This window comes from Streptomyces sp. NPDC050147, from assembly GCF_040660195.1.
In the GTDB taxonomy this organism is placed as follows: domain Bacteria; phylum Actinomycetota; class Actinomycetes; order Streptomycetales; family Streptomycetaceae; genus Streptomyces.
Map to the genome: position 1 here is coordinate 431383 of NZ_JBFALJ010000002.1, position 25195 is coordinate 456577.

General features: G+C 69.7%; 28 protein-coding genes. 15 read left to right on the forward strand and 13 right to left on the reverse strand.

Annotated elements, in window-relative coordinates:
* Positions 1-219 precede the first annotated feature (219 nt).
* Positions 220-990: an SDR family oxidoreductase gene (locus AB0I94_RS05605; RefSeq protein ID WP_363308113.1), complete on the reverse strand. Its 771-nt coding sequence runs from the start codon at positions 988-990 to the stop codon at positions 220-222.
* A 93-nt stretch (positions 991-1083) separates the two neighbouring features.
* On the opposite strand from AB0I94_RS05605, the gene AB0I94_RS05610 reads away from it, so the two are divergent.
* A complete protein-coding gene (locus AB0I94_RS05610) occupies positions 1084-1680 on the forward strand; it encodes a TetR/AcrR family transcriptional regulator (protein WP_363308114.1) in 597 nt (198 codons plus the stop codon).
* A gap of 347 nt (positions 1681-2027) precedes the next feature.
* Positions 2028-3494 carry a PAS domain-containing sensor histidine kinase gene (locus AB0I94_RS05615; RefSeq protein ID WP_363308308.1) on the forward strand — a complete coding sequence of 489 codons (1467 nt, stop codon included), beginning with the start codon at positions 2028-2030 and terminating at the stop codon, positions 3492-3494.
* A 202-nt stretch (positions 3495-3696) separates the two neighbouring features.
* On the opposite strand, the gene AB0I94_RS05620 is transcribed toward AB0I94_RS05615, so the two are convergent.
* Positions 3697-3954: a WhiB family transcriptional regulator gene (locus AB0I94_RS05620; RefSeq protein WP_016639615.1), complete on the reverse strand. Its 258-nt coding sequence runs from the start codon at positions 3952-3954 to the stop codon at positions 3697-3699.
* Positions 3955-4273: 319 nt separating this feature from the next.
* Positions 4274-5242, reverse strand: coding sequence for a diacylglycerol kinase family protein (locus AB0I94_RS05625; RefSeq protein WP_363308115.1), 969 nt, complete (start codon positions 5240-5242; stop codon positions 4274-4276).
* 92 nt (positions 5243-5334) lie between these two features.
* Between AB0I94_RS05625 and AB0I94_RS05630 the strand changes: the two genes are divergently transcribed.
* Positions 5335-5787 (forward strand): hypothetical protein, encoded by a 453-nt coding sequence (locus AB0I94_RS05630; RefSeq protein ID WP_363308116.1) that lies wholly within the window; start codon positions 5335-5337, stop codon positions 5785-5787.
* Positions 5788-5857: 70 nt separating this feature from the next.
* Here AB0I94_RS05630 and AB0I94_RS05635 read toward each other — a convergent pair whose 3' ends face one another.
* The 3 genes from AB0I94_RS05635 to AB0I94_RS05645 form a co-directional block, all read right to left on the reverse strand.
* Entirely contained in the window at positions 5858-6913 is a 1056-nt protein-coding gene (locus AB0I94_RS05635) for an RNA polymerase sigma factor SigF (protein WP_363308117.1), read from the reverse strand.
* Positions 6910-7323: an anti-sigma regulatory factor gene (locus AB0I94_RS05640; protein ID WP_363308118.1), complete on the reverse strand. Its 414-nt coding sequence runs from the start codon at positions 7321-7323 to the stop codon at positions 6910-6912. Before AB0I94_RS05640 ends, AB0I94_RS05635 begins: the two co-directional genes overlap by 4 nt.
* 247 nt (positions 7324-7570) lie before the next feature.
* Positions 7571-7831, reverse strand: coding sequence for a UBP-type zinc finger domain-containing protein (locus AB0I94_RS05645; protein WP_363308119.1), 261 nt, complete (start codon positions 7829-7831; stop codon positions 7571-7573).
* Between the two features lie 46 nt (positions 7832-7877).
* Here AB0I94_RS05645 and AB0I94_RS05650 point away from each other — a divergent pair, with 46 nt between their 5' ends.
* Positions 7878-9476 carry a Na+/H+ antiporter gene (locus AB0I94_RS05650; RefSeq protein WP_363308121.1) on the forward strand — a complete coding sequence of 533 codons (1599 nt, stop codon included), beginning with the start codon at positions 7878-7880 and terminating at the stop codon, positions 9474-9476.
* Here the strand turns inward: AB0I94_RS05650 and AB0I94_RS05655 are convergent.
* From AB0I94_RS05655 to AB0I94_RS05665, 3 genes are all read right to left on the reverse strand, one after another.
* Entirely contained in the window at positions 9455-10393 is a 939-nt protein-coding gene (locus AB0I94_RS05655; protein ID WP_363308123.1) for a pyridoxal-phosphate dependent enzyme, read from the reverse strand. The two genes, AB0I94_RS05650 and AB0I94_RS05655, sit on opposite strands and share 22 nt — an antisense overlap.
* A 65-nt stretch (positions 10394-10458) precedes the next feature.
* A complete protein-coding gene (locus AB0I94_RS05660) occupies positions 10459-11049 on the reverse strand; it encodes an N-acetylmuramoyl-L-alanine amidase (protein WP_363308124.1) in 591 nt (196 codons plus the stop codon).
* Between the two features lie 137 nt (positions 11050-11186).
* Positions 11187-11435, reverse strand: coding sequence for a hypothetical protein (locus AB0I94_RS05665; RefSeq protein ID WP_361833461.1), 249 nt, complete (start codon positions 11433-11435; stop codon positions 11187-11189).
* Positions 11436-11691: 256 nt separating this feature from the next.
* Between AB0I94_RS05665 and AB0I94_RS05670 the strand changes: the two genes are divergently transcribed.
* The 7 genes from AB0I94_RS05670 to AB0I94_RS05700 all read left to right on the forward strand — a co-directional run bounded on the left by AB0I94_RS05670 (position 11692) and on the right by AB0I94_RS05700 (position 18543).
* Complete coding sequence (locus AB0I94_RS05670) at positions 11692-13098, forward strand: family 2B encapsulin nanocompartment shell protein (protein WP_363308125.1); 1407 nt, start codon at positions 11692-11694, stop codon at positions 13096-13098.
* A gap of 96 nt (positions 13099-13194) precedes the next feature.
* Positions 13195-14262 carry a family 2 encapsulin nanocompartment cargo protein polyprenyl transferase gene (locus tag AB0I94_RS05675; protein WP_363308126.1) on the forward strand — a complete coding sequence of 356 codons (1068 nt, stop codon included), beginning with the start codon at positions 13195-13197 and terminating at the stop codon, positions 14260-14262.
* A gap of 183 nt (positions 14263-14445) precedes the next feature.
* On the forward strand, positions 14446-15075 hold the full coding sequence (locus AB0I94_RS05680) for a GNAT family N-acetyltransferase (RefSeq protein ID WP_363308127.1): 630 nt from the start codon (positions 14446-14448) through the stop codon (positions 15073-15075).
* A 56-nt stretch (positions 15076-15131) separates the two neighbouring features.
* Positions 15132-15896, forward strand: a complete 765-nt coding sequence (locus AB0I94_RS05685) for a GAF and ANTAR domain-containing protein (RefSeq protein WP_363308128.1) — start codon at positions 15132-15134, stop codon at positions 15894-15896.
* A 183-nt stretch (positions 15897-16079) separates the two neighbouring features.
* Positions 16080-16676 (forward strand): dihydrofolate reductase family protein, encoded by a 597-nt coding sequence (locus tag AB0I94_RS05690; RefSeq protein WP_363308129.1) that lies wholly within the window; start codon positions 16080-16082, stop codon positions 16674-16676.
* Positions 16677-16822: 146 nt separating this feature from the next.
* The gene (locus tag AB0I94_RS05695) at positions 16823-17347 is read left to right on the forward strand and encodes a hypothetical protein (RefSeq protein ID WP_363308130.1); all 525 of its coding nucleotides are present in this window, start codon (positions 16823-16825) and stop codon (positions 17345-17347) included.
* On the forward strand, positions 17344-18543 hold the full coding sequence (locus tag AB0I94_RS05700; protein WP_363308131.1) for an HAD-IA family hydrolase: 1200 nt from the start codon (positions 17344-17346) through the stop codon (positions 18541-18543). The genes AB0I94_RS05695 and AB0I94_RS05700 overlap by 4 nt, the downstream gene beginning before the upstream one ends.
* Before the next feature lie 20 nt (positions 18544-18563).
* Here the strand turns inward: AB0I94_RS05700 and AB0I94_RS05705 are convergent, their stop codons facing one another.
* Entirely contained in the window at positions 18564-19031 is a 468-nt protein-coding gene (locus AB0I94_RS05705) for a pyridoxamine 5'-phosphate oxidase family protein (protein ID WP_363308132.1), read from the reverse strand.
* Positions 19032-19103: 72 nt separating this feature from the next.
* Here AB0I94_RS05705 and AB0I94_RS05710 point away from each other — a divergent pair, with 72 nt between their 5' ends.
* Positions 19104-20084 (forward strand): sigma-70 family RNA polymerase sigma factor, encoded by a 981-nt coding sequence (locus AB0I94_RS05710; RefSeq protein ID WP_363308133.1) that lies wholly within the window; start codon positions 19104-19106, stop codon positions 20082-20084.
* Positions 20085-20106: 22 nt separating this feature from the next.
* On the opposite strand, the gene AB0I94_RS05715 is transcribed toward AB0I94_RS05710, so the two are convergent.
* Complete coding sequence (locus tag AB0I94_RS05715; protein ID WP_363308134.1) at positions 20107-22128, reverse strand: translation factor GTPase family protein; 2022 nt, start codon at positions 22126-22128, stop codon at positions 20107-20109.
* A 239-nt stretch (positions 22129-22367) separates the two neighbouring features.
* On the opposite strand from AB0I94_RS05715, the gene AB0I94_RS05720 reads away from it, so the two are divergent.
* The gene (locus tag AB0I94_RS05720; RefSeq protein WP_363308135.1) at positions 22368-22661 is read left to right on the forward strand and encodes a hypothetical protein; all 294 of its coding nucleotides are present in this window, start codon (positions 22368-22370) and stop codon (positions 22659-22661) included.
* A 78-nt stretch (positions 22662-22739) separates the two neighbouring features.
* Here the strand turns inward: AB0I94_RS05720 and sodN are convergent, their stop codons facing one another.
* Positions 22740-23135: a superoxide dismutase, Ni gene (gene sodN, locus AB0I94_RS05725; RefSeq protein WP_363308136.1), complete on the reverse strand. Its 396-nt coding sequence runs from the start codon at positions 23133-23135 to the stop codon at positions 22740-22742.
* 144 nt (positions 23136-23279) lie between these two features.
* On the opposite strand from sodN, the gene sodX reads away from it, so the two are divergent.
* Positions 23280-23720, forward strand: a complete 441-nt coding sequence (sodX, locus tag AB0I94_RS05730; protein WP_363308137.1) for a nickel-type superoxide dismutase maturation protease — start codon at positions 23280-23282, stop codon at positions 23718-23720.
* Here sodX and AB0I94_RS05735 read toward each other — a convergent pair.
* The gene (locus AB0I94_RS05735; protein WP_363308138.1) at positions 23624-24253 is read right to left on the reverse strand and encodes a CGNR zinc finger domain-containing protein; all 630 of its coding nucleotides are present in this window, start codon (positions 24251-24253) and stop codon (positions 23624-23626) included. The genes sodX and AB0I94_RS05735 overlap by 97 nt on opposite strands.
* Before the next feature lie 104 nt (positions 24254-24357).
* On the opposite strand from AB0I94_RS05735, the gene AB0I94_RS05740 reads away from it, so the two are divergent.
* Positions 24358-25119, forward strand: coding sequence for a class I SAM-dependent methyltransferase (locus AB0I94_RS05740; protein ID WP_363308139.1), 762 nt, complete (start codon positions 24358-24360; stop codon positions 25117-25119).
* The last annotated feature ends 76 nt before the right edge of the window (positions 25120-25195 follow it).

Below are 25195 nucleotides of genomic sequence, written 5' to 3' on the forward strand. Positions count from 1 at the left end.
GGACTCACGGGTCTGGAGAGAGCACCCACGGGGGACTACTGGATTATGTGGTATAGACCAATCTAGCAGAGCTGCCCCGCCGTGACCCCAGGTTCCCGAGCCTCGGCAGCACGAACTCCCCGCCTCCCATGCTCGACTCTCCGGCCCACCCCCGCCCGTCGAGCCTGCCCCGCCCCATCGAGACGCCTACGCCGGTGTACCCCCGTCGCGTCCACCCACCTATGCCAGCGAACCCCCCGTCGCGTCTATCCACTGCCCCGTGACCCAGCGCCCGTCGTCCGAGGCGAGGAACGCCACCGCGTCGGCTATGTCCGCCGGGGTGCCGACACGGCCGAGCGCCGACATCGCCGCCGCGCCCGCCCACGCCTCCTTGTTCTTGTCGCCGCGCAGCCATGCGGCGTTGACGTCCGTGTCCACGATGCCCGGTGCCACGGAGTTGACCGTGATGCCGCGGGCGCCGAGCACCTTGGAGAGGTTGCGCGTGAACACGTCCAGGGCGCCCTTCGTCATGGCGTACGTCATGATCTCCGGCATGACCGCGGCCTGAGAGAGGCCCGACGAGATGTTGATGATCCGCCCGCCGTCCCGCAGTCGCCGCTCGCCGAGCTGCGTGATGAAGAAGGGTGCCTTCGCGTTCACCGCGAACAGCTGGTCGTACTCCGCCTCGTCGATGTCGGCGAACGGCCGGGACGTGCCGATCCCCGCGTTGTTCACCAGGATGTCCACGCCGTCCGCGTGTGCGTCGAACGCCTCCCACAGTGACTGCGCGTCACCCGGCACTCCGAGCTCGACCCCGATCGCGAAGGCCGAGCCGCCCGCGGACTCGATCGCCGCGACCGTCTCCTTCGCCGCGGTCTCATTGCTGCCGAAGTGCACGGCCACCCGTGCTCCGTCCCGCCCCAGCCGCTCGGCGATGCCCCGCCCGATGCCGCGGCTGCCGCCCGTGACCAGCGCCGTCTTCCCCGCGAGCTTCCCTGCAAGCGCACCCATGAGAGCCGCCCCCTATTTCTCTAGTGGTCGTTACAGAAAAAACCGTAGCGCACCCCGAGCCGTTTTTCTAGCGCTCGCTATACAATTCACTCCATGGCGACGAAACAGCGCGGGCGCCCCCGTTCCTTCGACCGCGACACCGCCCTTGAGCAGGCGCTGCGCACCTTCTGGGATCAGGGGTACGAAGCGACATCGGTCACGGACCTCACCCGGGCCATGGGGATCGGCGCCCCCAGCATGTACGCGGCCTTCGGTGACAAGCAGTCACTGTTCGAGGAGGTCGTGACGCTGTACGGGCAGACGCACGGCTCCTTCGGCGAGCGCGCCTTCGCCGAGGAGCCCACCGTCCGCGACGGAGTCGCGCGGATGCTGCACGAGGCCGCCGACAAGTACACGGAAGCCGGCCACCCCCACGGCTGCCTGGTCATCTGCGCCGCGACGAACTGCACGACGCCGGAGGTCGAGGCCGGCCTGCGCGACCGGCGCAACGCGAACATCAGCTCCATCGAGTCGCGCATAAGGGCCGCTGTCGCCACGGGCGAACTCCCCCCGCAGACCGACGCCCCCGCCCTGGCCCGCTACACGGGAGCCGTGCTCCAGGGCATGTCCCAGCAGTCCCGCGACGGCGCGAGCCGGCAGGAGCTGGAAGCGGTCGCCGAGCTGGCCATGCGGGTCTGGCCCGGGGTGTGACCCCGCTGGACGGCAGGTGCCCGCCGGGCCGCAAGCGTGACAAAGAGACAACACAACAAACATCTGCCGACGCGTAGACACAGGTGAATGGTCTAGTCCACAATGCGTTGGTAAAGCATCCGCCCTTCCCGCACAGGAGGGTGGACCGAGGAACCGGCACTCTCTGCCCTGACCGTGTCGGATCCTCTGATCGGCCGTCCGGTACCGCACATTCCGGTGGTCGGTGTTCCTGAAGGGCTGCGGTGCCGTGGGTGGGTTGAGGGTCCCGCCCTGGCGCCGCGGCTCGTCGGGAATCTCCCGGGGCGGTCCCGCCGGGCGTGCCAGGTACGCTCGCACACGTGCCCTCCATGAACGACCTCGTACGCCAGCACACCGCTCTCGGTGACTCCGATCTCGAGTGGCTGCATCTGCTGGTCTCGGAGTGGCAGCTGCTCTCCGACCTCTCCTTCGCCGACCTCGTGCTGTGGGTCCCCACCCGCGACGGCACCCGCTATGTCTCCGTGGCGCAGATGCGGCCGAACACCGGCCCCACCTCCTACCAGGACGACATGGTCGGCCACCTCGTCCCGCGCGGACGCCGCCCGCTGCTCGACGCCGCCCTGGACGAGGGCCGCATCGTGCGCGAAGGCGACCCCGAGTGGCGCGAAGAGGTCCCGGTGCGGGTCGAGTCCATCCCCGTACGCAGGGAAGGGCGCGTCCTGGGCGTCATCGCTCGCAACACCAACCTCCTCACGGTGCGCACTCCCTCGCGCCTGGAACTGACATACCTTCAGTCGGCGTCCGACCTCGCCCAGATGATCGCCGCCGGGTCCTTCCCGTTCCCCGGCCAGCAGGTCGACATGGACGCGTCCCCGCGCGTGGGCGACGGTCTGCTCCGGCTGGATGCCGACGGCATCGTCCAGTACGCGTCGCCGAACGCGCTCTCCGCCTACCACCGCCTCGGCCTCGCCGCAGACCTGGTCGGTCACCACCTCGGCACGGCGACGGCCGAACTCGCCCCGTCCCGCGGCCCGGTCGACGAGGCGCTCGCCAAGGTCGCCAGCGGCTGGGCGCCCCGTGAGTTCGAGATCGAGGGCGGCGACGGCGTGATCCAGCTCCGCGCGATCCCGCTCAAGCCCAAGGGCCCGCGCATCGGCTCGCTCGTACTGCTCCGCGACGTCACCGAACTGCGCCGTCGCGAGCGGGAGTTGATCACCAAGGACGCGACCATCCGGGAGATCCACCACCGGGTGAAGAACAACCTCCAGACGGTCGCCGCACTCCTGCGCCTCCAGGCGCGGCGCATCGACTCGGCCACCGGACGTGAAGCGCTCGAAGAGGCCGTACGCCGCGTGGGCTCGATCGCCATCGTGCACGAGACGCTGTCCCAGAACCTGGACGAGCGCGTGGAGTTCGACGAGATCGCCGACCGCGTCCTCGCGATGGTGGCGGAGATCTCGCCCGGCAAGGTCACCGGCCGGCGCACCGGACGCTTCGGCATCCTGGACGCCGAGGTCGCGACCCCGCTGGCGATGGTCCTCACCGAGATCCTGCAGAACGCCTTGGAGCACGGCTTCCAGGAAGGCGACACCGGCACGGTCGAGGTCTCCGCCGTGCGCGGCGGCACCAGCAAGGACGCCCGACTCCTCATCACCGTCCAGGACGACGGCGTCGGTCTGCCCGACGGATTCGACCCGCACCGCTCGGGCAACCTCGGCCTGCAGATCGTCCGCACCCTGGTCGAGGGCGAGATGGGCGGAACGTTCGACATGGTGCGGGCCCCGGAACGCGGCACACAGGTCGTTCTCGACATCCCGGTGCGCGCCGACAAGTAGGACACGCGGTGCACGTAGTGCACTCACGTACGGAACAGCGCATACGCAAACGGAAAGCAGTGAGCCCCGGACCACTTCGGTCCGGGGCTCACTGCTCACGTTGCGTTGCGCATCGGGGGTACTGCGCGGCTGCGGCTCGGGGGCGGGAGATGCGTACTCGCTGTACGCGCCGCCGGGCTAAGGCTCGTAGGGGGCGTGAGCGTCAGGCGCTTGCCTGGCGTGCACGGTTGCGAGCGGCGCGGCGCTTCATTGCGCGGCGCTCGTCCTCGCTGAGGCCACCCCAGACGCCGGAGTCCTGGCCGGACTCGAGCGCCCACTGCAGGCACTGCTCCATGACGGGGCAGCGGCGGCAGACGGCCTTGGCTTCCTCGATCTGCAGCAGCGCAGGACCGGTGTTGCCGATGGGGAAGAAGAGCTCGGGGTCTTCCTCGCGGCAAACGGCGTTGTGACGCCAGTCCATGGCTGCTACCTCTCCTTGGTATTACATGCAGGGTTGCTTGTGAATGTGAACGCTTTCACGAATCCCTCGACAACGGAAGGGACTTTCGTCACATGGGCGACGATGTCCTATGCGTTGAGGAGGGGGTTCTGGCTATCTGTGGGGCCGATGTTGCGGGCCGTCCCGATCGCCATGTAGAGATTCGCAAACCTCGGCGGCGGATACAACCCCTTCCGGAAAGTTTTTTTTGATTCCTCAGTGTCGACTGGGTCACAGCCGTACTTCCATGGGGTGGACCCTGGCCTAAACGTTCGAGTGAAAGGACTTTGGCCCCTTCCACTCACACAATCACACGCAGTGCACGGCGAACGCCTGTGAACGTCACGCTCGTGCGCAGCCCTAGGTGGTCACCGTCCATCTGAAGGGGGAGCGGCACCTTTGAATGCAAGGTGAAGTCGGTGAGGTCATGGAGCGTAACCGCGTGCTTGCCGTGTGGTCCGCGATTCGGCGTCGACGTCAGCAGCTGGGTCCCGTACCGGGCCACCGCGGCGGTGGAGAGCCTGCTCAGACCGAGCACGTCCAGGCCCGTGTCGAAAGACGCACCCGGGGACGCGTACATCGGGCGATTGCCCAGGTAGGTGTACGGAGAGGTGTTGCAGACTATGGAAAGCACGAGGTCGGTGACCGGGTCCTTGCCGGGCCGTTCCAGCGTGATCATTCCGTGCCTGCGGTGCGGTTCGTCGAGGAACTGACGGACCACCTGGCGCAAATACAGCGCGTGCGTGGACCGCTTCCCGCGTTCCCTCTGTTGTTCGACCCGCCCCACCACCCCGGCGTCGAAGCCGAACCCGGCGGCGAAAGTGAACCAATGTGCGGGTACCGCTTCGTCCTCGGTGCCCGGGGTGCCGGACAGCCGGCCCAGGCTCACTGTCCGTTCGCTTCCCTCACGCAACGCGTCGAGCAGTGCGCCGGTCGCCTCCACGGCGTCATTGGGCAGACCGAGGGCGCGCGCGAAGACGTTGGTGGAGCCGCCGGGGACGACCGCGAGGCGAGGCAGGCGGGCCGGATCGGGGCCGTTGTGCAACAGTCCGTTGACGACCTCGTTGACCGTGCCGTCTCCGCCGAGGGCGACGACCAGCTCGATGTCCTTGCTCTCCGCGGCCTGTCTGCCGAGGTCCCGGGCGTGGCCGCGGTACTCCGTGGTGACCGCCTCGAGCTTCATCTCGCTCGCCAGCGCATGGATCAGTACGTCACGCGTGCGCGCGCTGGTGGTGGTTGCCGCCGGGTTGACCACAAGGAGTGCACGCATGCGAAGCAGAGTACCTAGCCCTCTTTACCCGGCACAGACCGAGGGGGCGGACCGGGGGCCGGAGCACGGACACGCACAGCTACGCTGCAAGGGTGAGTACTGAGCGGAACCCCACCCCCGAAGCACCGGAGCCCGGCCCGCGTCCCGGACGTCTGACGGCCGCCGCGGCCCTTGCCGCGCTGGAGGGCGTCGCACTCATCGCCGCCGGTGTCTACATGCTCGTCATGGGCCTCGCGGGTGACCCCGACAACCCGGAACAGGCCACGACGGGTGGCGTCACGCTGATCGTCCTCGCGCTCCTGCCCCTGCTCGCCGCCCGCGGGCTCCTGCTCCGCCGCGGCTGGAGCCGGGGGCCCGCCATCATCACGCAGATCATGGCGCTGCCGGTGGCCTGGCAGCTTCTGCAGGTCGACAGCATGGCCATCCCGGCCGGTATCGCGCTCGCCGTCGTCGCGGTCACCGCGCTCGTCCTGCTGGTCAATCCCGCCACGACCCAGGCGCTCGGCATCCGGGGCCCGGGGAACGTGCAGGACGACGTGAAGTAGCCGTCCCGGACGGTATGGGCGGTACGGGCTTACCGAAGGAGCAGACCCGGAGGGGCGGTCTGCTCCTCCGTCACTCCTCGACGAGGAGCTTCTCGCGCAGCTGCGCGAGTGTGCGGGCGAGAAGCCGGGAGACGTGCATCTGGGAGATGCCGACTTCCTGGGCGATCTGCGACTGCGTCATGTTGCCGAAGAACCGCAGCAGCAGGATGCGCTTCTCGCGGGGTGGAAGGTCCTCCAGCAGCGGCTTGAGGGACTCCCTGTACTCGACGCCCTCCAGGGCCTCGTCCTCCGCGCCCAGGGTGTCCGCGACCGCCGGGGACTCGTCGTCCGTGTCCGGGACGTCCAGGGACAGCGTGGAGTACGCGTTGGCCGACTCCAGGCCCTCCAGGACCTCCTCCTCGGAGATGCCCAGCTTCTCGGCGAGCTCGTGCACCGTGGGCGAGCGACCGTGCAGCTGGGACAGCTCGGCGGTCGCCGTGGTCAGCGCGAGCCGCAGCTCCTGGAGGCGCCGCGGGACCCGGACCGCCCAGCCCTTGTCACGGAAGTGGCGCTTGATCTCGCCGACGACCGTGGGCGTCGCGTACGTGGAGAACTCCACGCCGCGCTCCGGGTCGAAGCGGTCCACGGACTTGATCAGGCCGATGGTGGCGACCTGCGTCAGGTCGTCGAGAGGCTCGCCGCGGTTGCGGAACCGGCGGGCCAGGTGCTCGACGAGCGGCAGGTGCATGCGGACCAGCTTGTTGCGCAGGTCCGCGTACTCGGGACTGCCGTCCTTCAGCTCGCGCAGCTCGATGAACATCGCGCGTGCACCGCTGCGGTCCTGCGGATCGTGCCGGGTGTGCTGCTGCTCGCTCATGTATCCCGCCCGTTGCGCGCCGCCCCGGACGGAGGGCTTCGCGCGCTCCTCCTGGGCGGTCGGCTCTGCCTGCTCCGACGCGTCAGCCACAGTCGACGGACCCGGCTGCTCCGGGTCCTGAGGGTGCGGCCTGGCCTGCTGCTCGGGGATGCCCGTGAGCGCCGGCTCCACCGGAGCCTCGCGCCCCCTCGTGGGCGTCCCTTCCCGGCCACCGGGCAGACCCCGTGTGCCGCGCTCTTCGTCCCGCACCGGCCCCTCCCCGTCCCTCACGCCGGCCCGGGTCCCGCGCCGCGCTTCTTGTAGAGACTGATCGAGACGGTGTTGTCCTCGGCCACGGAGGAGTCGACCTGACCCGCGAGGGCGGACAGCACTGTCCAGGCGAAGGTGTCCCGTTCCGGAGCCCGGCCGTCGGTGGTCGGCGCCGAGACGGTCACCTCCAGGGAGTCGTCGACGAGCTGGAAGACGCAGCTGAGCACGGAGCCGGGCACGGCCTGCTGGAGCAGGATCGCGCAGGCCTCGTCGACCGCGATGCGCAGGTCCTCGATCTCGTCGAGAGTGAAGTCCAAACGCGCCGCGAGACCGGCCGTGGCCGTACGCAGCACCGACAGGTAGGCACCCGCGGCAGGAAGGCGGACCTCGACGAAGTCCTGATTCCCGGGCTCGCCTGCGATCTGGGACACCCTCACCTCCAAGGTGGTACAAGCACTTTCGGGGCTCCAGGTCCGCCGTCAAGCGGCGGTCCGGACTGCGTCACACGGGTAACGCACCACGTAGTTATGCGGTGACGCTACCGCGCTCCCCAGTTCCGTGTCCCGGGGACCCCGCTCCGTTGCTGTCACTCATAGTAAGCCTAAGGGTACGGAGAGTGGCTAGGGGTCTCGCGGTCCCAATTGGAGAGTACGGGCGTCGGGTTGACGTACCCAGGCGTCAGACGATCGAACCGTCGACGAAGCACCAACGCCAGCTCTCGCCCGGTTCGAAGGTCCTCATCACCGCGTGCCCGGTGTCCTTGAAGTGCTCCGTCGCGTGCCGGAAGGGCGAGGAGTCGCAGCAGCCCACGTGGCCGCAGTCCAGGCAGAGCCGTAGTTGCACGGGGTGACTGCCGGCCGCGCGGCACTCGAGACAGGTCTCGCTCAGTGGCGCGGGCTCGGGGTGCGGCAGCGCTGCGACATGCGGGCACTCGTTCATGATTGCCAGATTACGACGGGAACGCGTAGCGCGGAGGGCCTGACCGATGGACGTACTGCCCCTGGTGGCACTGATCGCGGCGAGCGCCGCGGTGGCCGGAGCCGCCCGCCGGACACCGGTGCCCGCGCCGCTGCTCCTCGTGGCGGCGGGTCTCGTCGCCGCCTACGTCCCCGGGGTGCCGGACTACCACCTGGACCCGCACATCGTGCTGCCGCTGATCCTGCCGCCCCTGCTGCACACCGCGGCCCTGGAGAGCTCGTACCTCGATCTGCGCGCCAACATCAGACCCGTGGCGCTGCTCTCGGTCGGCTACACGCTGTTCGCGACCCTCGCCGTCGGCTATCTGGCGTATCTGCTGATCCCCGACCTGCCGCTGACCGCCGCGCTGGTCCTCGGCGCGGTGATCGCGCCTCCTGACGCGGTGGCGGCCACGGCCATCGCGCGGAAGGTGGGGCTGCCGTCACGGATCACCACGATCCTGCAGGGCGAGTCGCTGGTGAACGACGCGACCGCGATCACCGCCTACAAGGTCGCCCTGGCGGCGGCGGTCGGCGAGGGCGCGAGCTGGGCGGGCGGGATCAGGGAGTTCCTGGTGGCCGCGGTCGGCGGGGTCGGTGTCGGCCTGATCCTCATGGTGCCGATCCACTGGCTGCGCCGGCACATGAAGGAGGCGGTGCTGCAGAACACCCTCTCCCTGCTGATCCCCTTCGTCGCGTACGCGGCCGCCGAGCAGGTCGGTGCCTCCGGAGTGCTCGCCGTGGTCGTCGTCGCCCTGTTCCTCGGGCACCGCTCCTGGGAGGTCGACTTCGAGACGCGGCTCCAGGAGGCCGCCGTGTGGAAGGTGGTCGCGTTCATCCTGGAGTCGGCCGTCTTCGCGCTGATCGGACTGCAACTGCCACTCGTGCTCAAGGGACTCGGCGAGTACAGCGGCCCGCAGGCGGCCTGGTACGCGCTGGCGGTCTTCTTCCTCGTCGTCCTCGTGCGCTTCGTGTGGTCGTATCCGGCGACCTATCTGCCGCGGATCCTGTCGAAGCGCATCAAGGAGCGCGAGAGCGACATGGACTGGCGCCGGCCGCTGATCGTCAGCTGGGCCGGGATGCGCGGTGTGGTGTCGCTGGCGATCGCCTTCTCGATCCCGCTCGTCCTGGACGACGGGGAGCCGTTCCCCGCGCGCAACCTCGTTCTGTTCCTGACCTTCACCACGGTGATCGGCACGTTGGTCGTGCAGGGGCTCTCGCTGCCGTGGCTCATCCGGGTCCTGAGGCTTCCGGGGCGTGACACGCAGGCGGAGACGCTCGCGGAGGCGCAGGCACAGAACGCCGCCTCGCAGGCCGCGGAGCGCCGGGTGGACGAACTGATGGAGGGCGAGCGCAACTGCCTCCCACAGCCCCTTCAGGACCGTCTGCGCACCGTTCTCGAGCGACGCCGCAACTCCGTGTGGGAGCGCCTTGGCCAACCCAACCCCGTCACGGGGGAGTCGGCGGACGAGACCTACCGCAGGCTGGCCCGGGAGGCGATCGCCGCGGAGCGGGAGGTGTTCGTGACGATGCGGGACGAGCGGCGCATCGACGACGAGATGATGCGGACGCTGCTTCGGAAGCTGGACCTGGAGGAGGCGGCGGCCTATCGGGAGGTCGAGGACTGAGCCGTGGGAGCCGCGGGCTCCGTCGCGGTGATCACCGCCGTGACGTCGGTGCCGGAGGGAAACGCGCCCTCTTCGGAGAGGGCCGTCAGCGCGTAGAGGAGCTTGGCCACGTAGACGCGCTCCACGGGAAGGCCATGCCGGTCCTCGAAGTCATCTGCGAACGCGGTGAGTTCGGGGGACGTACGGGCGTATCCGCCGAAGTGGAAGCGCTCGTCCAGGCGCCAGTTGGCGGTGGGGGCGCCGAAGGCCCGCTGTTGCAGTGCCCGTATGTCGGGGCCGAGGAAGCCGCCCTTGAGCACCGGTATGCCGAGCGCGTGCTGACCCGGGGCGAGGCCCGCCGCCATGCCGGCCAGGGTGCCGCCCGTGCCGCAGGCCACGGCCGCCGTGTGGGTGCGGCCGCGCAGTTCCTCGCCCAGGGCCGTGCAGCCCCGCACGGCCAGGGAGTTGCTGCCCCCTTCGGGGATGACGTAGGGGTGCTTGGCGCCTGTCGCGCGCAGGAGGGCGGCCAGGACCTCCGGGTCCGACTTCTCGCGGTACGTCGTCCTGTCGATGAAGTGCAGGCGCATTCCGTCGGCCGCGCAACGCGTCAGCGACGGGTTCAGGGGGCGGTCGGCGAGTTCGTCGCCGCGGACCACGCCGATGGTGTCCATGCCGAGGAGGCGGCCCGCCGCCGCTGTCGCCCTGAGGTGGTTGGAGTAGGCGCCGCCGAACGTCAGCAGGGACTCGTGCCCGGCCGCGACGGCGGCGTCCAGGTTCAGGAAGAGCTTGCGGTACTTGTTGCCCGGGAGGTCCGGGTGGATGAGGTCGTCCCGCTTGAGCGTGAGAGTGACTCCGTGCCGTGTGAACCGGTCGTCCCTGAGCTCGTGGAGCGGGGACGGGAGCCGGAGGCGCGGGGTGGTCGGCGGGGTGGTGCTCACCCCGCCATTCTGCCCGGCGCCGCGCAGTCGGGCATGGTCGTGGCCCGCCTGGTCCAGGCGGGCCGTTACTTGAGGCGTTCCTCGATGCGCTCCCGCATGGCGTTCATGGTGAAGCCCTTGGGATCGATCTTGCCCGGCTGCCATTCGAGGTGGCCGATCACCGAGCGGTGGGTCCAGCCGTGGTGGCGGCAGATGGCCGCCGAGACCCTCTCGATGGCGTCCAGCTGCGCGTCCGGCCACGGGTCCTCGCCGTTGCCGAGGTTCTCGCACTCGAAGCCGTAGAAGTGGCGGTTTCCGTCGGTGTTGGCCTCGTTGTCCGGCGGGAGCGCCTTCTCGGCGATGACCGCGCGCAGGACGTCGTCGTCGCCCAGGCCGGCGTGGTTGGCGCGGCCGTACCCGACGAGGTGGACGCGGCCGTCCTTGGTGATGACGCCGTGGCACAGCGGGCCGGGCAGCGAGGCGTACCCGTCACGGCAGAGGTCCACGGTGCGCTGGCTGCCCGACGTGGCCGTGTGGTGGATCATCACCCCGTGCACGGGCCCCCACGGCCCCTTGTGGTTGCGGTTGTGGTGACGCCAGTCGCCGACTTCGACGACCGTCACCCCTTCGTCCTTGAGCGCGTCGAGAAAGCTGCCCGCGGACATGGGTGGGGCCATGGCCGACTCCTTTGCGGAGCACGACGGCCGCCTGTCGCGGACCGTCTTGTATGTCCGCTTTTACCGGAACCACGGTGCCCGGACCAGCTGTTCGGAGGTATTCCGTCGCTGTTCGGGCACCGTGCGAGCCGATTTGGTCAGCCGCGGTGGTCGCCGCTGTGCAGGAACGCGTCGCCGTTCGTCGCGATGTGCGCCTCGACCGCCTGCAGGGCCTGCTGCGTGGCCTGAGGGGTACCCGTGCCGTGCTGCTGCGCGTAATACGCGGCGCCCAGCTTCTTCAGGAGGTCGCCGCCCGTGCGCTGCGCCTGGACCTCGTCGATCTTCTGCTTGCCCTGAGTGAGTCCGCGCTGCGCCTGTTCCTTGGCGCGATCCAGGAAGCCTGCCATTGCCGTCTCCTACGGATTGGTGCGGGATGCCGCGAAATGGTTCATATCGGTACGAAGAGTAGCGGCCTCTGTGTCTGGTTCAACGGACGCGCCGATCTTCGAGTTCCCCGCTCCCCGCGAACGCCGCCCGCCAGCACGCGGGTGAATGCCCCGTCCTGCCTGATCCATTCCCGCTCGTTTGTGTAATGGCGCTCGCACTCACCGTGCTGGAAGGGTTGTCGGCGCAGATGAGCGCTTGATCGGGAGGGCATAGCCAATGTCGGTAGGCGAAGAGGTCCGTGCGGAACAGGCCGAGCCACAGCAGAGCTTGGGTACGTCGGCCGCGCGGAATCTGGCCACCACCACCAAGTCCGCGCCGCAGATGCAGGAGATCAGCTCCCGCTGGCTCCTGCGGACGCTGCCGTGGGTGCAGGTGCAGGGCGGCACGTATCGAGTGAACCGGAGGTTGAGTTACGCGGTCGGTGACGGCCGGGTGTCGTTCGTGAAGACCGGAGACCGGGTCCAGGTCATCCCGGCGGAGCTCGGCGAGCTGCCGATCCTGCGGGATTACGAGGACGTCGAGGTCCTGGGGGAGCTGGCCCAGCGCTGCCAGCAGCGGGAGTTCGCCGCGGGGGAGGTCATCACCTCCTTCGGCAGCCAGGCCGACGAGGTGTTCCTGCTCGCGCACGGCCGGGTCGAGAAGATCGGCACCGGGCCCTACGGGGACGACACCGACCTCGGGTCGATCGCCGACGGCGCCTACTTCGGCGAGCAGGCGCTGCTCGACCCGGAGGCCATCTGGGAGTACACGACACGCGCGGTGACCGCGTGCACCGTGCTCACACTGCCCCGCCAGGATCTGGAGCAGGTCGCCGAGCGCACGGATTCCCTGCGCGAGCACCTCCGGAGGCTGCGGTCCATCCCGGCCCAGCGGACCAACAAGTTCGGCGAGGCGCCCATCGACCTCTCCGCCGGACACGTCGGCGAGGCCGTGCTGCCGGGCACCTACGTCGACTACGAATCAGCACCGCGTGAGTACGAACTGAGCGTCGCCCAGACCGTTCTGCGCGTCCACACACGCGTGGCCGATCTCTACAACCAGCCGATGAACCAGACCGAGCAGCAGCTGCGGCTCACGGTCGAGGCGCTCAAGGAGCGCCAGGAGCACGAGCTGATCAACAACCGCGAGTTCGGCCTGCTCAACAACTGCGAGTACGAGCAGCGACTGCAGCCCCACGACGGCGTGCCGAGCCCGGACGACATGGACGAGCTGCTCAGCCGCAGGCGTGGGTCCAAGCTCTTCCTGGCCCACCCGCGCGCGATCTCCGCGTTCGGCCGCGAACTCAACAAGCGTGGTCTGGTGCCGGAGACCATCGACATGGGCGGCCACCGCATCCCCACCTGGCGCGGGGTGCCGATCTTCCCGTGCAACAAGATCCCGGTCACCGAGGCCCGCACCACCTCGATCATCTGCATGCGTACGGGCGAGGAGGAGCAGGGCGTCGTCGGCCTGCACCAGGCGGGCATCCCCGACGAGATCGAGCCGAGCCTGTCCGTGCGCTTCATGGGGATCAGCGAGCAGGCGATCATCTCGTACCTGGTGTCGACGTACTACTCCGCCGCTGTCCTGGTGCCGGACGCGCTGGGCGTGCTGGAGAACGTCGAGATCGGCCGCTGGCGATGAGGCCGTGTCTGCGGGCGCGCCACCGGGTACACCCCTCCCGTACGCGCCCGCAGGCCCAGGAATCGCCACCGTCCGCATCCTCTCCGGGGTGAGTCCATGACGGACACGACGACGGACACGACGGAGTACGAGGAGCACGCGGGGCGCGATTCGTGCGAAGCGGTGGAGATTCTGGCGTCGGCTCGCGAGTGCGTCGACCCGGAGCTGCGCCGGGCGATCGACTCGCTGCCCGGAGCGATGCGCCGTATCGCGCTCTACCACTTCGGCTGGGAACACGCGGACGGCACACCGGCGGCCGGGCACGCGGGCAAGGCGATCAGGCCCGCGCTCGTGCTCGCCGCGGTGCGGGCCCTCGGCGGGGACCAGGCCGGCGCGGTCCGGGCCGCGGCGGCGGTGGAGTTGACCCACAACTTCACCCTGCTGCACGACGACGTCATCGACCGCGACACCACCCGCAGGCACCGGCCCACCGCATGGACCGTGTTCGGTGAACCCGACGCGATCCTGGCCGGTGACGCGCTCCAGGCGCTGGCGCAGCGGCTGCTCGCCGAGGACCCGCACCCCGGAGCCCCGGCGGCGGCCGCCCGGCTCGCCTCCTGCGTGGTGGAGCTCTGCGAGGGCCAGCAGGCGGACGGCGCGTTCGAGCGGCGCGGCCCCGACGAGGTCACGCTCGACGAGTGCCTCGCCATGGCCGAGGCCAAGACGGGGGCTCTGCTCGGCTGCGCCTGCGCGCTGGGCGCTCTGTACGCGGGGGCGGGGCGGAGCGAGGTGGAGGCGCTCGACGGGTTCGGCCGTGAGGCGGGGCTCGCCTTCCAGCTCATCGACGACGTGATCGGCATCTGGGGCGATCCGGGACGCACGGGCAAGCCGGCCCGTGCCGACCTCGCCGCCCGTAAGAAGTCCCTGCCGGTGGTCGCGGCTCTGGCCTCCGGCACCCCGGCAGCCGCCACCCTCGCCGAGCTGTACGGCCGCCCGTCGGCCGACGGCGACCTGGACCGTATGGCGCACGCCGTCGAGGCGGCGGGCGGCAGGGACTGGGCGCTGCTGCACGCGGGCGACCGGATGTCCCGTGCGATCAACCAACTCGCGGGCGCGGTGCCGGTTCCGGAGGCGGCGGGCAGCCTGCTGGCGCTCGCGGAGTTCGTGACGCGGCGCACGCACTGAACGTACGCGGCCCTACACAGGCGTACGCCAACCCGCGACGGCCCTGAGCCCCGCACCCCGCCGAGAGCCGGTCAGGGTGCGGGGCTCGCCCGTGTGCGGGGGCCCGATCGCCTAGGCTGCACCAGTAGTAACCGGCGGGGCGGTACACGCAGTTGAGCGTGGGCGAGGGCGAAGGGGCGGGCTGTGGGCGTAGTCATCCGGAGAGCCGGGGAGAGCGACAGGGCGGACGTGGTCCGGCTGCTCGACGAGGCGTTCCGGGACGACCCGGTGAGCAGCTGGGTCTTCCCCGACGAGGAGTACCGCCGCCGCAGGCACGGCGCGCTGATGAACGCCTTTCTCGACCTCGCGCTGAGCCTCGGCTACGTCGACATCACGGAGGACGGCTCGGCCGTCGCGCTGTGGTGGTCCGTCCCCGCGGGTGAGGACGAGGGCGGCGAAGAGGGGCCCGCACAGCTGCGCGCGGCCGTCGACCCCGACAACGTACGGATCGAGGAGATCGGTCGGCTGACCGGCGAGGCGCATCCGACCGACCGGCCCCACCAGTATCTGCACATGATCGGCGTGAGCCCGGAGCGGCAGGGCGAGGGGCTCGGCTCGGCGCTGATCGGATCCGTGCTCGATCGCTGTGACCAGGAAGGGCTGCACGCCTATCTGGAAGCGAGCAACAGCCGCAGCCGCGCACTGTACGAACGGCTCGGATTCCATTTCACGGGTAACGCCGTCGATCTGCCGGACGGCCCGCAGCTGTGGCCGATGTGGCGGGAGCCCCGGCCTTTCGCCACGGGCGGTGGCGACACCGGCCGGTTCGCCTAAAATCGTTGCAACGCCGATGTGTTGGCCGTAGACGCGATGAAGGGGGGACGAGCCCCATGTCCCGCAAAATGACCCGTGAAGTGTCCGGCGGCACGTCCCGCGAGCGACTTCTGGCCGAGGCCTTCGTGGAGATGGCCGACTCCGTGACCGACGATTTCGACGTCGCCGAGTTCGTGCAGGGCCTGGCCGCACGCTGTGTGGAACTGCTCGGCGTCTCGGCCGTGGGCGTTCTTCTTGCTGACACCGAGGGCGACTTGAAGCTCGTCGCCGCGTCAGGCGAGCACGCCTGGGTGCTCGATCTGCTCGCCCTGCAGCGGGAAGAGGGGCCGTCGCTGGACTGCCACCGCTCCGGCACGGCGAACACGAACATCGCGCTCACCCGCTTGGAGGCGACCATCGCCTGGCCGAAGTTCGCGACGCGGGCCGGCGAGGCGGGTTACGCGATGATGCACGTGCTGCCCCTGCGCCAGGGCGATCAGGCGCTCGGCACGCTGAATTTGTTCCAGGCGAGGCCTCAGGTGCTGGGTCCGGACGCAACGGCGCTCGCGCAGGCCCTCGCGGATGTCGCCACGATCGCGATGCTCCGGCGGCGTTCCCTGGAGCAGAGCGAGACGGAGCGCGGCCAGTTACAGGAGGCGCTCGTCAGCCGGATCATCATCGAGCAGGCGAAAGGTGTGCTCGCCGAGCGCTGGAAGTGCACGGTGGACGAGGCGTTCGCGGTGCTTCGGAGCCATGCCCGCGCGAACCGGCTGCGACTCGCGGAGTGCGCGCGGCAGGTGGTTGCGGGGGAGTTCGACACGGAGGCAATCCACCGGGGGTGACGCGGCGGTGCGGCCTCTTCGGTGCCGCGCCCCTCAGCGACCTCAGCCTCTCAGCGACCTCAGCCTCTCAGCGACCTCAGCCCCCCCCCAGCGACCTCAGCCCGCCCAGCGACCTGTGCGTCTTTCTGGCGCGACCCGGAACATCCGGAACACGAAGAAGTAAATCCAAGACAGGAGCCCCCTTTGCGAAAGCTCAGTTACTTCGTCGCCGTGTCGATCGACGGTTTCATCGGGGACAGGAGCGGCGACGGGGGATCCTTCATGCCGTTCGTGGACGAGGAGTTCCTGGAGTTCCTCAAAACGGAATACCCGGAGACGATTCCGACCGAGGGCCGCCGGATGCTCGGTCTCGAAGGTCTGGAGAACAAGCGTTTCGACACGGTCGTCCAGGGCCTGGGCAGCTACCGGCTTGCCCTGGACGCCGGCATCACGAGTCCCTACGGGCACCTGCGCGAGTACGTGGCGTCCACCACCCTCGACAAGTCGCCCGACCCGAATGTCGAGATCATCTCCGATGACCTGGTCGGCAGGGTCCGTGAGCTCAAGCAGGAGGACAGTGGCTTCGACATATGGCTGTGCGGTGGCGCGCGGATCGCGGCGCAGTTGCGGGACGAGGTCGACGAGCTCGTCATCAAGTCCTACCCGGTGCTGCTGGGGACCGGCATGCCGATGTTCGACGGGGGCGCGGGCGCGGAGACGGTGATCAGTGAGTTCGCGCTCGACGCGTCCCGGGTCTTCGGCAACGGCGTCGTCGTGCGGACGTACCGCAGGAAGCGCTGACAGCCGTATCGCGCGGAATGCCGCGCGGGCGGCCGTCGTGGGGCGTTCCCCGATGGACACGGCACTGAGGGTGTGACGGCGACGCCCACTGAGGCGTGGCGCACATCCGCGTCACAAGACGTGGGGGACATCTGCATCATGGGCGCATGGACATGACCGAGCTTGCTGAACTTCCCTCGGCCGTCGACGGCGAACGGTTGCTCGCCCTCGCCGACGGCCATCACGCCCGCACCGCACGGCCCCTGGGCGTCCGCGAGGCGGGCGGGCACCTCGTGAAGGTGTACGCCGTCGAGGCGCCCGGGCGGAAGGTCACCGGGCAGGACGAGGGAACCGCGCTCGCGATCGCGGGGGCGCATCTGGGGCTCGGTCGTGTCCGTGGGTCGGCAGGGCTCGCCGTGCTGATCGTGCACGCGGGCGGTGACGGCGACTACGTCCTCGTACAGAGCTGGATCGAGGGGTACATGTCCGACCTCGCGGTCTTCGTCGGTCCCGCCGGGCAGCCCGGTGAGCTGAGGCCGGGGCGGGCCGGGCTCGCGCCCTGCGTGTGGGAGGCCGCCGTGCTCACGCACGAGCGGGACGCTTATGTGCGGTGCGTGCTCGACGGGAGCGGTAGCCTCGCGGAACGGCTCGCCGCGTGGGGCCGGGACGTCATCGAGGGGGACCTGCGATGACGCACGAAGATCCGGCCGCGTACGACGGCCCGCATCCGACCACGTACGACAGTACGTATCCGACCGCGTCCGACGGCCCGAGCGCACAGCCCGCCCGTACCCGTATGCCCGGCGAACAGAACGGCGAAGCACCCCGCATCCGCCACGCACGCCCCGCCGACCTCCCCCGTGTCGTGGAACTCGTCGCCGAGCACGCCGCGTACGAGAAGGGCGCACCGCCCGCCCCCGGCCTCGAACAGCGCCTGAACGCCCTCCTCTTCGGGGTGCCGCAGCCGCGGCTGCGCTGTCTGGTGGCCGAGCTGCCCGGCGGCGAGGTCGTCGGCTACGCCACGTGTGCGCCGGAGATCTCCACCTGGGACGGCGCCGAGTACCTCCACATGGACTGCCTCTTCCTGCGCGACGGCCACCGGGGCCTCGGCCTCGGCGAGCGCCTGACGGACGCGGTGGCGGCCGAGGCCCGTGCCCTTGGCCTCACCGAGGTCCAGTGGCAGACGCCCGCGTGGAACGAGGGCGCGATCCGCTTCTACGGCCGGATCGGCGCCGAGGCCAAGGAGAAGCTGCGCTTCGCCTGGCAGGTGCCGCCGCTGCCGTTCGACGCCGTGCTCTGCGACCTCGACGGCGTGATCCGCTTCTACGACATGACGCGGATGGAGGAGATGGAGCACGCCGCCGGACTTCCGCACGGCAGCACCGCCCAGATCGCCTTCGCGCCCGAGACCGACCAGCCGCTGATGCTCGGGCGCATCGGCAAGGAGGAGTGGGTGGAGGCCATCGCGCAGGGCCTCGCCGACCGGGTGCCCCACGAGCGCGGGCGCGCCCTCGGCACCGCGCTCGCCGAGGCCGGCTTCTCCGCCGACGCCACCGTGGTGGACCTGCTCAGGCGGGCCCGCGCGCACCTGCACGTGGCGCTCGTGACGAACGCGACGCCCTGGCTCGACGACGACCTGGCCGAGCTCGGCATCGCCGACCTCGCGCACACCGTGGTCGGCAGCGCGGACGTCGGCATCGTGAAGCCCGACCGCCGGATCTACGAGATCGCCGTGGAGCGGACGGGGGTCCCTGCCGAGCGCTGCCTCTTCGTGGACGACCGCAAGGAGAACGTGGACGCGGCCGTCGCGCTCGGCATGCTGGGGCTCCACTACACCGGCCCCGACGACCTCCGGGAGGCGTTGGCCCCGGTGCTCGGCAGAGGCTGACCCGGGCAGGGCCCCGGCGGCTATCGCACCGTCCACCGCCCGCCCAGCATCAGCTCCCGGCCCTCCAGTTCGTCGGCCTCGCGCCAGGCCTGGAGCCGCTGCGGGGTGATGCGGTAGTAGGTGTACGCGGTAGCGAGCTCGCGCGGGTCGAAGCCCGTCTTCTCGGCGAAGGCGTCACGGTCCTCGGGGGTCAACTCGCCCTCGCCCAGAGCGCGTACGGCCCCCTCGACGAGGACGACGTCGCGGGTCGGCCCGATGCCGACCCGCGCCTTGCCGGTCGCCCGGAGGTTGCGGCCGGTGACACTGGCGTCCGGGGTGGCCACCAGCAGGCCCTCGCCGTCCCAGAGGAAGGACAGCGGGATCAGGTACGGGGTTCCGCTGTCCGGGTCGGCAGTCGCCACCCACGCGTCGATGTCGTGGGCGAGCCGGTGCAGGGTGTCCCGCTTGCGCTGCTCGGGTGTGCGGGGCTTCGTCGTCTCGGTGTTCATTACTGTTCTCCTCCAAGTGCGCCTGCACGGTGCGTCATTGATGTGACGTACCGCGACGAGGGAATGTGACAGATGGACCAGAGCGAAGCAGCAGCAGTTCAGAGCGAAGCAGCAGTAGATCAGAGCGAAGCAGCAGTAGATCAGAGCGAAGCAGCAGTAGATCAGAGCGAAGCCCTGGCCGCCCGCTTCGAGGAGCACCGGCCGCATCTGAAGGCTGTCGCCTATCGCATGCTCGGATCGCTCGCCGAGTCCGATGACGCGGTCCAGGAGTCGTGGATCCGCCTCAGTCGCTCCGACATCCGCGAGGTGTCGAACCTGGGTGGCTGGCTGACCACGGTCGTCGGCCGGATCTGCCTCGACATGCTGCGTACGCGGCATGCGCGGCGCGAGGACTCCCTGTCCGTGTCGATGGACACCCATGTGCCGGACCCGGTGGTGAGCTGGGGAGAAGTGGTCGACCCGGAGCATGAGGCGCTGCTCGCCGACTCGGTCGGCCTCGCACTGCTCGTCGTCCTTGAGACGCTGACGCCCGCCGAACGCCTCGCCTTCGTGCTGCACGACATGTTCGCCGTGCCCTTCGACGAGGTCGCCCCGATCGTGGAGCGCACCCCGGCCGCGACCCGGCAGCTGACGAGCCGGGCCCGCCGCCGGGTGCAGGGCTCGGCGCCCACGCCCGACAACGACCCCGTACGCCAGCGCGAGGTCGTCGGAGCCTTCCTCGCTGCCGCGCGTGGCGGTGACTTCGACGCGCTTTTGGAACTGCTCGACCCGGACGTGGTGTTGCGGGCCGACACCGGAGAAACGGCCTCCGGGCTCTCGAAGCTGGTGCGGGGCGCTTCGGTGGTGGCCGGGCAGGCGGCGATGTTCTCGAAGGGTGCGCCGACCACCGAGATCGCGCTCGTCAACGGCCGTTTCGGCGTGGTCGGAGTGCCGGACGGCGAGGTCGTCTCGGTCATGGAGTTCACGATCGCCGGCGGCAGGATCACCGAACTCAACCTCCTCGTCGACCCCGCTCGCGTACGCGCCCTGGGCCTGCCCGCGTTCCGGCGCTGACCCAGGGCCCAGGCCCGGCCGGCTAGCGCCGGACACCCGCCACCTCCCGCAGGTACTCCTTGCGGCAGAGCGGGTTGCGGTCGGTCCGCGGCCGGTCCGGGGCCTCGCCCCGGACCGGCTGATACCGCTCGAAGGCGGACTCCAGCTCGCCCTCGCCGCGCGTCAGCGAGGGCAGCAGCTGCTCCAGCTCGTGCACGCGGGCCGCGGGGACCTCGCCCTCGACCACGTACGAGGCTCCGCGCGCCGTCTGGGTGTGCGGGACCGCGCGCAGCCGTGAGAGTGCGGGCAGGAGCGTCCCGAACACGTCGTCCGGGACGCTGAGGTGGAAGCGGTGCAGCGGCTCGTGCACCTCGGTGCCCGCCCGCCGCAGCGCGGTCAGGAGAACGAGCGGGGTCAGCAGCCGGAAGTCCCCGGCCGTGCTCGACATGCTCTTGTCGAAGGTGCCGTGCGCATGGCTCTGGCGTGGCCAGTAGCCGGAGTGCGTCATGGTGACGACACAGTCGCTGACCTCCCATCCATGGACGCCTTGGCGCAGGGCCTCCCGCACGCTCTCCTCGACGGCGCGGAAGAACGCGTACGGCATCGAACCGAGCTCGACCTCCAGGCGGAACTCCACGCCGGAGCCGGGCGGACCCGGGTCGACGCGCAGCCCGACGGTGGCCAGGAAGGGGTTGTCGCCCTTGTCGATGATCTCGAAGGCCGACCCGCTTCCGGTCACGCGCTCCACGCAGATGGTCGTGGTCTCGCGGAACGTGACGTCGATGTCGTACTCGTCGAGGAGCGTCGCCTGGATGACCTCCTTCTGGACCTCGCCGTAGAGCGACACGTGGACCTCCTGCCGGAGGTCGTCCTGCCGCAGATCGATCAGCGGGTCCTGCTCGGCGAGCTGGGTGAGCGCGAGGTGCAGCGCGCCCCTGTCGCCGGGGCGGGCGGGGACGACGACGGTTTCCAGGGTGGGCGGCGAGAAGAAGCGCTGACCCGCTGCGCCCCTCTTCGCGTGCGGTACGCCGACGACGTCCCCGATCCGGATGTCGCCGAGCCCCCACAGCTTCCCGATCTGCCCCGCGCAGACCCCCTCGCGCGGGGTGGCCGACCCGCGGTCGAAGACGCTCACCTCGGTGACCTTGCCCTCGCGTCCGCCGCCGAACGGCAGCCGGTCCCGCGTGCGGATCGTCCCCGCGAACATCCGTACGTACGCGATCTTCTCCCCGGCGTCCCCGCGCTCGACCTTGAAGACGGTGCCGGAGGCCGGGTCGTCGGCGCGCCGGGAACCGTCCTCGGAGGGCAGCAGTTCCCGGATGCCCCCGATGAGTTCGCCGACGCCCGCGCCGGTGGCGGCCGAGCCGAAGAACACCGGGTGCACAAGGGCTTGCTTGGTCTGGGTGCCGAGTTCGGTGCGGAGCCGCCGGCAGGAGAGTCCCGTCTCGTCCTCGACGTACGCGGCGAGCAGGGCGTCGTCGTGCGCGGCGAGTACGTCGACGAGGCGGGCGGTGAAGGAGGGATCGCCGTCCTCGAAGGGCACGAAGGCCCCGTCTCGACCGCCGAGGCCGCGTGGCATCCCCATGGGCACGATGTCCGGGACGAGCCGCTCGGAGATGTCGCGAAGCAGCTCCTCGTGGCGCGCCCCGCGTCGGTCGATCTTGTTCACGAAGACGAGCGTGGGAATGCGCAGCCGCCGCAGCGTCCGCATGAGTACGCGCGTCTGCGCCTGGACGCCTTCGACCGCGGAAACGACGAGTACGGCGCCGTCGAGCACGCTCAGCACCCGTTCCACCTCGGCGATGAAGTCCGGGTGGCCAGGGGTGTCGATGAGGTTGACGGTGACGTCGTCGACGGCGAAGGAGACGACGGCGGACTTGATCGTGATGCCGCGCTGCCGCTCCAGGGCGAGTGAATCGGTCTGGGTGTTCCCCGCATCGACGCGACCGATCTCGTCGATGACACCGGCAGCGTGCAGCAGCCGCTCGGTCAGGCTGGTCTTCCCGGCGTCAACATGCGCCAGGATCCCCAGATTCAGGGAGTTGGACGTGCTCGACGTATGCACTGAGTGTCATGTCCTCTGGGTTGATGGCAATTCCCTTCTGGCTGGACATGAACGAACGGCGCATTGCGTCTCCTTGACGGGTCTAGGCGTACCGAGAGTGCAGCAGGGGCGGGCCGTGGGGGCAACTGATTTATCCGGCATCACGCCGTGTCTGTCCGGCATGACCGGCATCACGCCGCGAACCTCGCGCTGCACGACCGGGCCCGATGCGGGACTCTGGAAGGGAGGAAGTGAAAGCCATGAGAGTCATGTTGAGAGCACGTCTGGACACGCACATCTCGAACGAGGCGATCAAGAACGGCACGCTGCCGAAGCTGATGCAGTCGGTGACGGAACAGCTCAAACCCGAGGCGGCGTACTTCGCTCCCGGTGACGGCGGCCGGACCGCCACCTTCGTCTTCGATATGCAGGACAGCTCGCAGATACCGTCCATCGCCGAGCCGTTCTTCATGGAGCTCGGTGCGGAGGTCGAGATCTGTCCGGTGATGAACGCCGACGACCTGCGGAGAGGCCTTGCGGCGCTCCAGGGGTGACGCAACGCGAGAGCACCCGGCTCCGCGCGGATGCCGGGTGCTCTCGCCTGCGCTCTTGGGAAGAGGCCGACCGGTGGGTCAGGCCTTCTTCGTCTCCCAGAAGATCTTGTCGATCTGGGCGATGTAGTCCAGCGCCTTCTGGCCCGTGGCCGGGTCGGACGACGCCTTGGCGGCCGAGAGGGCCTTGAGGGTGTCGTTGACCAGCTGGTGCAGCTCCGGGTACTTCTCGAAGTGCGGGGGCTTGAAGTAGTCGCTCCACAGCACCGACACGTGGTGCTTGGCGAGCTCCGCGCGCTGCTCCTTGATGCCGATGGCGCGCGTCTGGAACTGCGCGTCGTCGTTGGCCGCCATCTTCTCCTGGACGGCCTTGACCGACTCAGCCTCGATGCGGGCCTGGGCGGGGTCGTACACGCCGCAGGGGAGGTCGCAGTGGGCGCTGACCTTTACCTTGGGGGCAAACAGGCGGGAAAGCATGCAGCAGTCCTTCCTCGTGATCGTCTTCTCAGGTGGGACATTACTCCGTGAGAGACGGCTTTTCGCGAGTGCCCCCATGGGCTTAGGACAAAAGTCCAGGGTCAGACTGGGACTCGTGGAGGATAGGACCGGGGAGGTGCGGGGATGCCGGAGCTGTCGCAGGAGAGCGAACGGAGAAGGGGCGTCTTGCCGTTGGGTGCGGCTGAGGTGACCGGCCCTTCGATGGTGCCCACGCTGTACCACGGAGATCGCCTGGTGGTGCAGTGGGGCGCGCGGGTCCGAGCGGGTGACGTGGTGGTGCTCCGCCATCCGTTCCAGCAGGACCTGTTGGTCGTCAAGCGGGCCGCCGAGCGGCGCGAGGGCGGCTGGTGGGTGCTCGGGGACAACACGTACGCGGGAGGGGACAGCACGGACTACGGCACGGTGCCCGAGGAGCTCGTCCTGGGGAAGGTGTGGTTCCGCTACCGCCCGCCCCGGTTCGGCTCCGGTCAGCGCTCGCCGTTCAGTCTGCTGCGCTGGGCCGTGTCGGCCGCGCGGCCGGTGCTGGCCGACCGCTCCGTCTCCAGGCGCTTGCGGGCGCGGTAGGCGGCGACATTGGCGCGGGTCGCGCAGCGGTCCGAGCAGTAGCGTCGGGAGCGGTTCGTCGACGTGTCGAGATAGGCGTTGCGGCAGGGCGCTGCCTCGCACAGGCCGAGGCGGTCCACTCCGTGCTCGGTGAGGTGGAAGGCGAGACCCATCGCGGCGATCGCCGCGTACCCGGACGTCGCGTTCGACGGGTGGTCGGCCAGGTGCATGTGCCACAGCGGATGGCCGTCGTCGTCGCGGTGGTCGTGGCCGGAGATCTGCGGGCTGACCGGGAACTCCATGAGCAGTGAGTTCAGCAGGTCGACCGCGAGGGTCTCGTCGCCGCCGTCGGCCGCCTCGAAGACGGCCCTGAGCCTGCCTCGCACCGAACGGAAGCGGGTCACATCGGAGTCCGTGGCGCGCCGCGCCGCCTGCGAACCGCCTCCGAACAGCTCACGAACCGCATCGACCGACGTCAGCGTGTCCTTGTTGCGACCCGGCTCCTCGCTGTTGACCAGACGTACGGCGTAGTCCGAGTAATAGGCCAGTTCCACTTGTAGTCCTTACCGGGGCGGTCTATCTTCGTCACGTGCGTGAGTAACAGCTGCGCGTGCTTCTAGGGTATTACGAGAGCGTATTACGTACCGGAGGGCTTCTTATGACGGAAACGGTGTCCACGGCCGACTGGCGTGCCTGGCAGGACAGCTGGGACCGGCAGCAGGAGTGGTATCTGCCCGACCGCGAGGAGCGGTTCCGGGTCATGCTGGACATGGTCGAGGCGGTTGTCGGCACCGAACCGCGCGTCCTCGACCTCGCGTGCGGTACGGGGAGTATTACGGACCGGCTGCTCAAGAGGTTCCCGAAGGCGGTCAGCACGGGCCTCGACCTCGACCCGGCGCTCCTCGCCATCGCCGAGGGCACCTTCGCCGGGGACGACCGCGTCACGTTCGTGACCGCCGACCTCAAGGACCCCGAGTGGACGGCGCAACTCCCGTACGACTCGTACGACGCCGTCCTCACCGCCACCGCCCTGCACTGGCTGCACAGCGAACCCCTCACCACCCTGTACGGCCAGGTCGCCGGGCTCGTGCGGGACGGCGGCGTCTTCATGAACGCCGACCACATGCCCGACCCCGCCACGCCCCGCCTGAACGACGCCGACCGGGCCCAGCGGCACGCCCGCATGGACCGGGCCAAGGCGGACGGCGCCCTGGACTGGAAGGAATGGTGGCAGCTGGCCGCCAAGGACCCGGTGCTCGCCGGGCCCACCGCCAAGCACTTCGAGATCTACGGCGAGCACGCGGACGGCGACACCCCCTCGCCCGAGTGGCACGCGCGGACGCTGCGCGACGCGGGCTTCGGCGAGGCGCGGACCGTGTGGTCCTCGCCGTCGGACGCGATGGTGCTGGGCCTTAAGTGAAGGCGGCTCGGGGGCTATGGAGCCCCATGCATTCGTGTTCTATGGCGCCCGAGCCGTCGTAGGTCAGCCGAAAGCT

What these genes read in the sequence shown, in the direction of transcription:
- AB0I94_RS05650 (WP_363308121.1), top strand. Translation starts at nt 7,878, where the DNA reads ATGGACGTACTGCCCCTGGTGGCACTGATCGCGGCGAGCGCCGCGGTG.
- AB0I94_RS05605 (WP_363308113.1), bottom strand. Translation starts at nt 990, where the DNA reads ATGGGTGCGCTTGCAGGGAAGCTCGCGGGGAAGACGGCGCTGGTCACG.
- AB0I94_RS05620 (WP_016639615.1), bottom strand. Translation starts at nt 3,954, where the DNA reads ATGGACTGGCGTCACAACGCCGTTTGCCGCGAGGAAGACCCCGAGCTC.
- AB0I94_RS05660 (WP_363308124.1), bottom strand. Translation starts at nt 11,049, where the DNA reads ATGGCCCCACCCATGTCCGCGGGCAGCTTTCTCGACGCGCTCAAGGAC.
- AB0I94_RS05740 (WP_363308139.1), top strand. Translation starts at nt 24,358, where the DNA reads ATGACGGAAACGGTGTCCACGGCCGACTGGCGTGCCTGGCAGGACAGC.
- sodX (WP_363308137.1), top strand. Translation starts at nt 23,280, where the DNA reads ATGCCGGAGCTGTCGCAGGAGAGCGAACGGAGAAGGGGCGTCTTGCCG.
- AB0I94_RS05685 (WP_363308128.1), top strand. Translation starts at nt 15,132, where the DNA reads ATGTCCCGCAAAATGACCCGTGAAGTGTCCGGCGGCACGTCCCGCGAG.
- AB0I94_RS05615 (WP_363308308.1), top strand. Translation starts at nt 2,028, where the DNA reads ATGAACGACCTCGTACGCCAGCACACCGCTCTCGGTGACTCCGATCTC.
- AB0I94_RS05710 (WP_363308133.1), top strand. Translation starts at nt 19,104, where the DNA reads ATGGACCAGAGCGAAGCAGCAGCAGTTCAGAGCGAAGCAGCAGTAGAT.
- AB0I94_RS05670 (WP_363308125.1), top strand. Translation starts at nt 11,692, where the DNA reads ATGTCGGTAGGCGAAGAGGTCCGTGCGGAACAGGCCGAGCCACAGCAG.
- AB0I94_RS05675 (WP_363308126.1), top strand. Translation starts at nt 13,195, where the DNA reads ATGACGGACACGACGACGGACACGACGGAGTACGAGGAGCACGCGGGG.
- AB0I94_RS05625 (WP_363308115.1), bottom strand. Translation starts at nt 5,242, where the DNA reads ATGCGTGCACTCCTTGTGGTCAACCCGGCGGCAACCACCACCAGCGCG.
- AB0I94_RS05720 (WP_363308135.1), top strand. Translation starts at nt 22,368, where the DNA reads ATGAGAGTCATGTTGAGAGCACGTCTGGACACGCACATCTCGAACGAG.
- AB0I94_RS05665 (WP_361833461.1), bottom strand. Translation starts at nt 11,435, where the DNA reads ATGGCAGGCTTCCTGGATCGCGCCAAGGAACAGGCGCAGCGCGGACTC.
- AB0I94_RS05645 (WP_363308119.1), bottom strand. Translation starts at nt 7,831, where the DNA reads ATGAACGAGTGCCCGCATGTCGCAGCGCTGCCGCACCCCGAGCCCGCG.
- AB0I94_RS05705 (WP_363308132.1), bottom strand. Translation starts at nt 19,031, where the DNA reads ATGAACACCGAGACGACGAAGCCCCGCACACCCGAGCAGCGCAAGCGG.
- AB0I94_RS05700 (WP_363308131.1), top strand. Translation starts at nt 17,344, where the DNA reads ATGACGCACGAAGATCCGGCCGCGTACGACGGCCCGCATCCGACCACG.
- AB0I94_RS05610 (WP_363308114.1), top strand. Translation starts at nt 1,084, where the DNA reads ATGGCGACGAAACAGCGCGGGCGCCCCCGTTCCTTCGACCGCGACACC.
- AB0I94_RS05695 (WP_363308130.1), top strand. Translation starts at nt 16,823, where the DNA reads ATGGACATGACCGAGCTTGCTGAACTTCCCTCGGCCGTCGACGGCGAA.
- sodN (WP_363308136.1), bottom strand. Translation starts at nt 23,135, where the DNA reads ATGCTTTCCCGCCTGTTTGCCCCCAAGGTAAAGGTCAGCGCCCACTGC.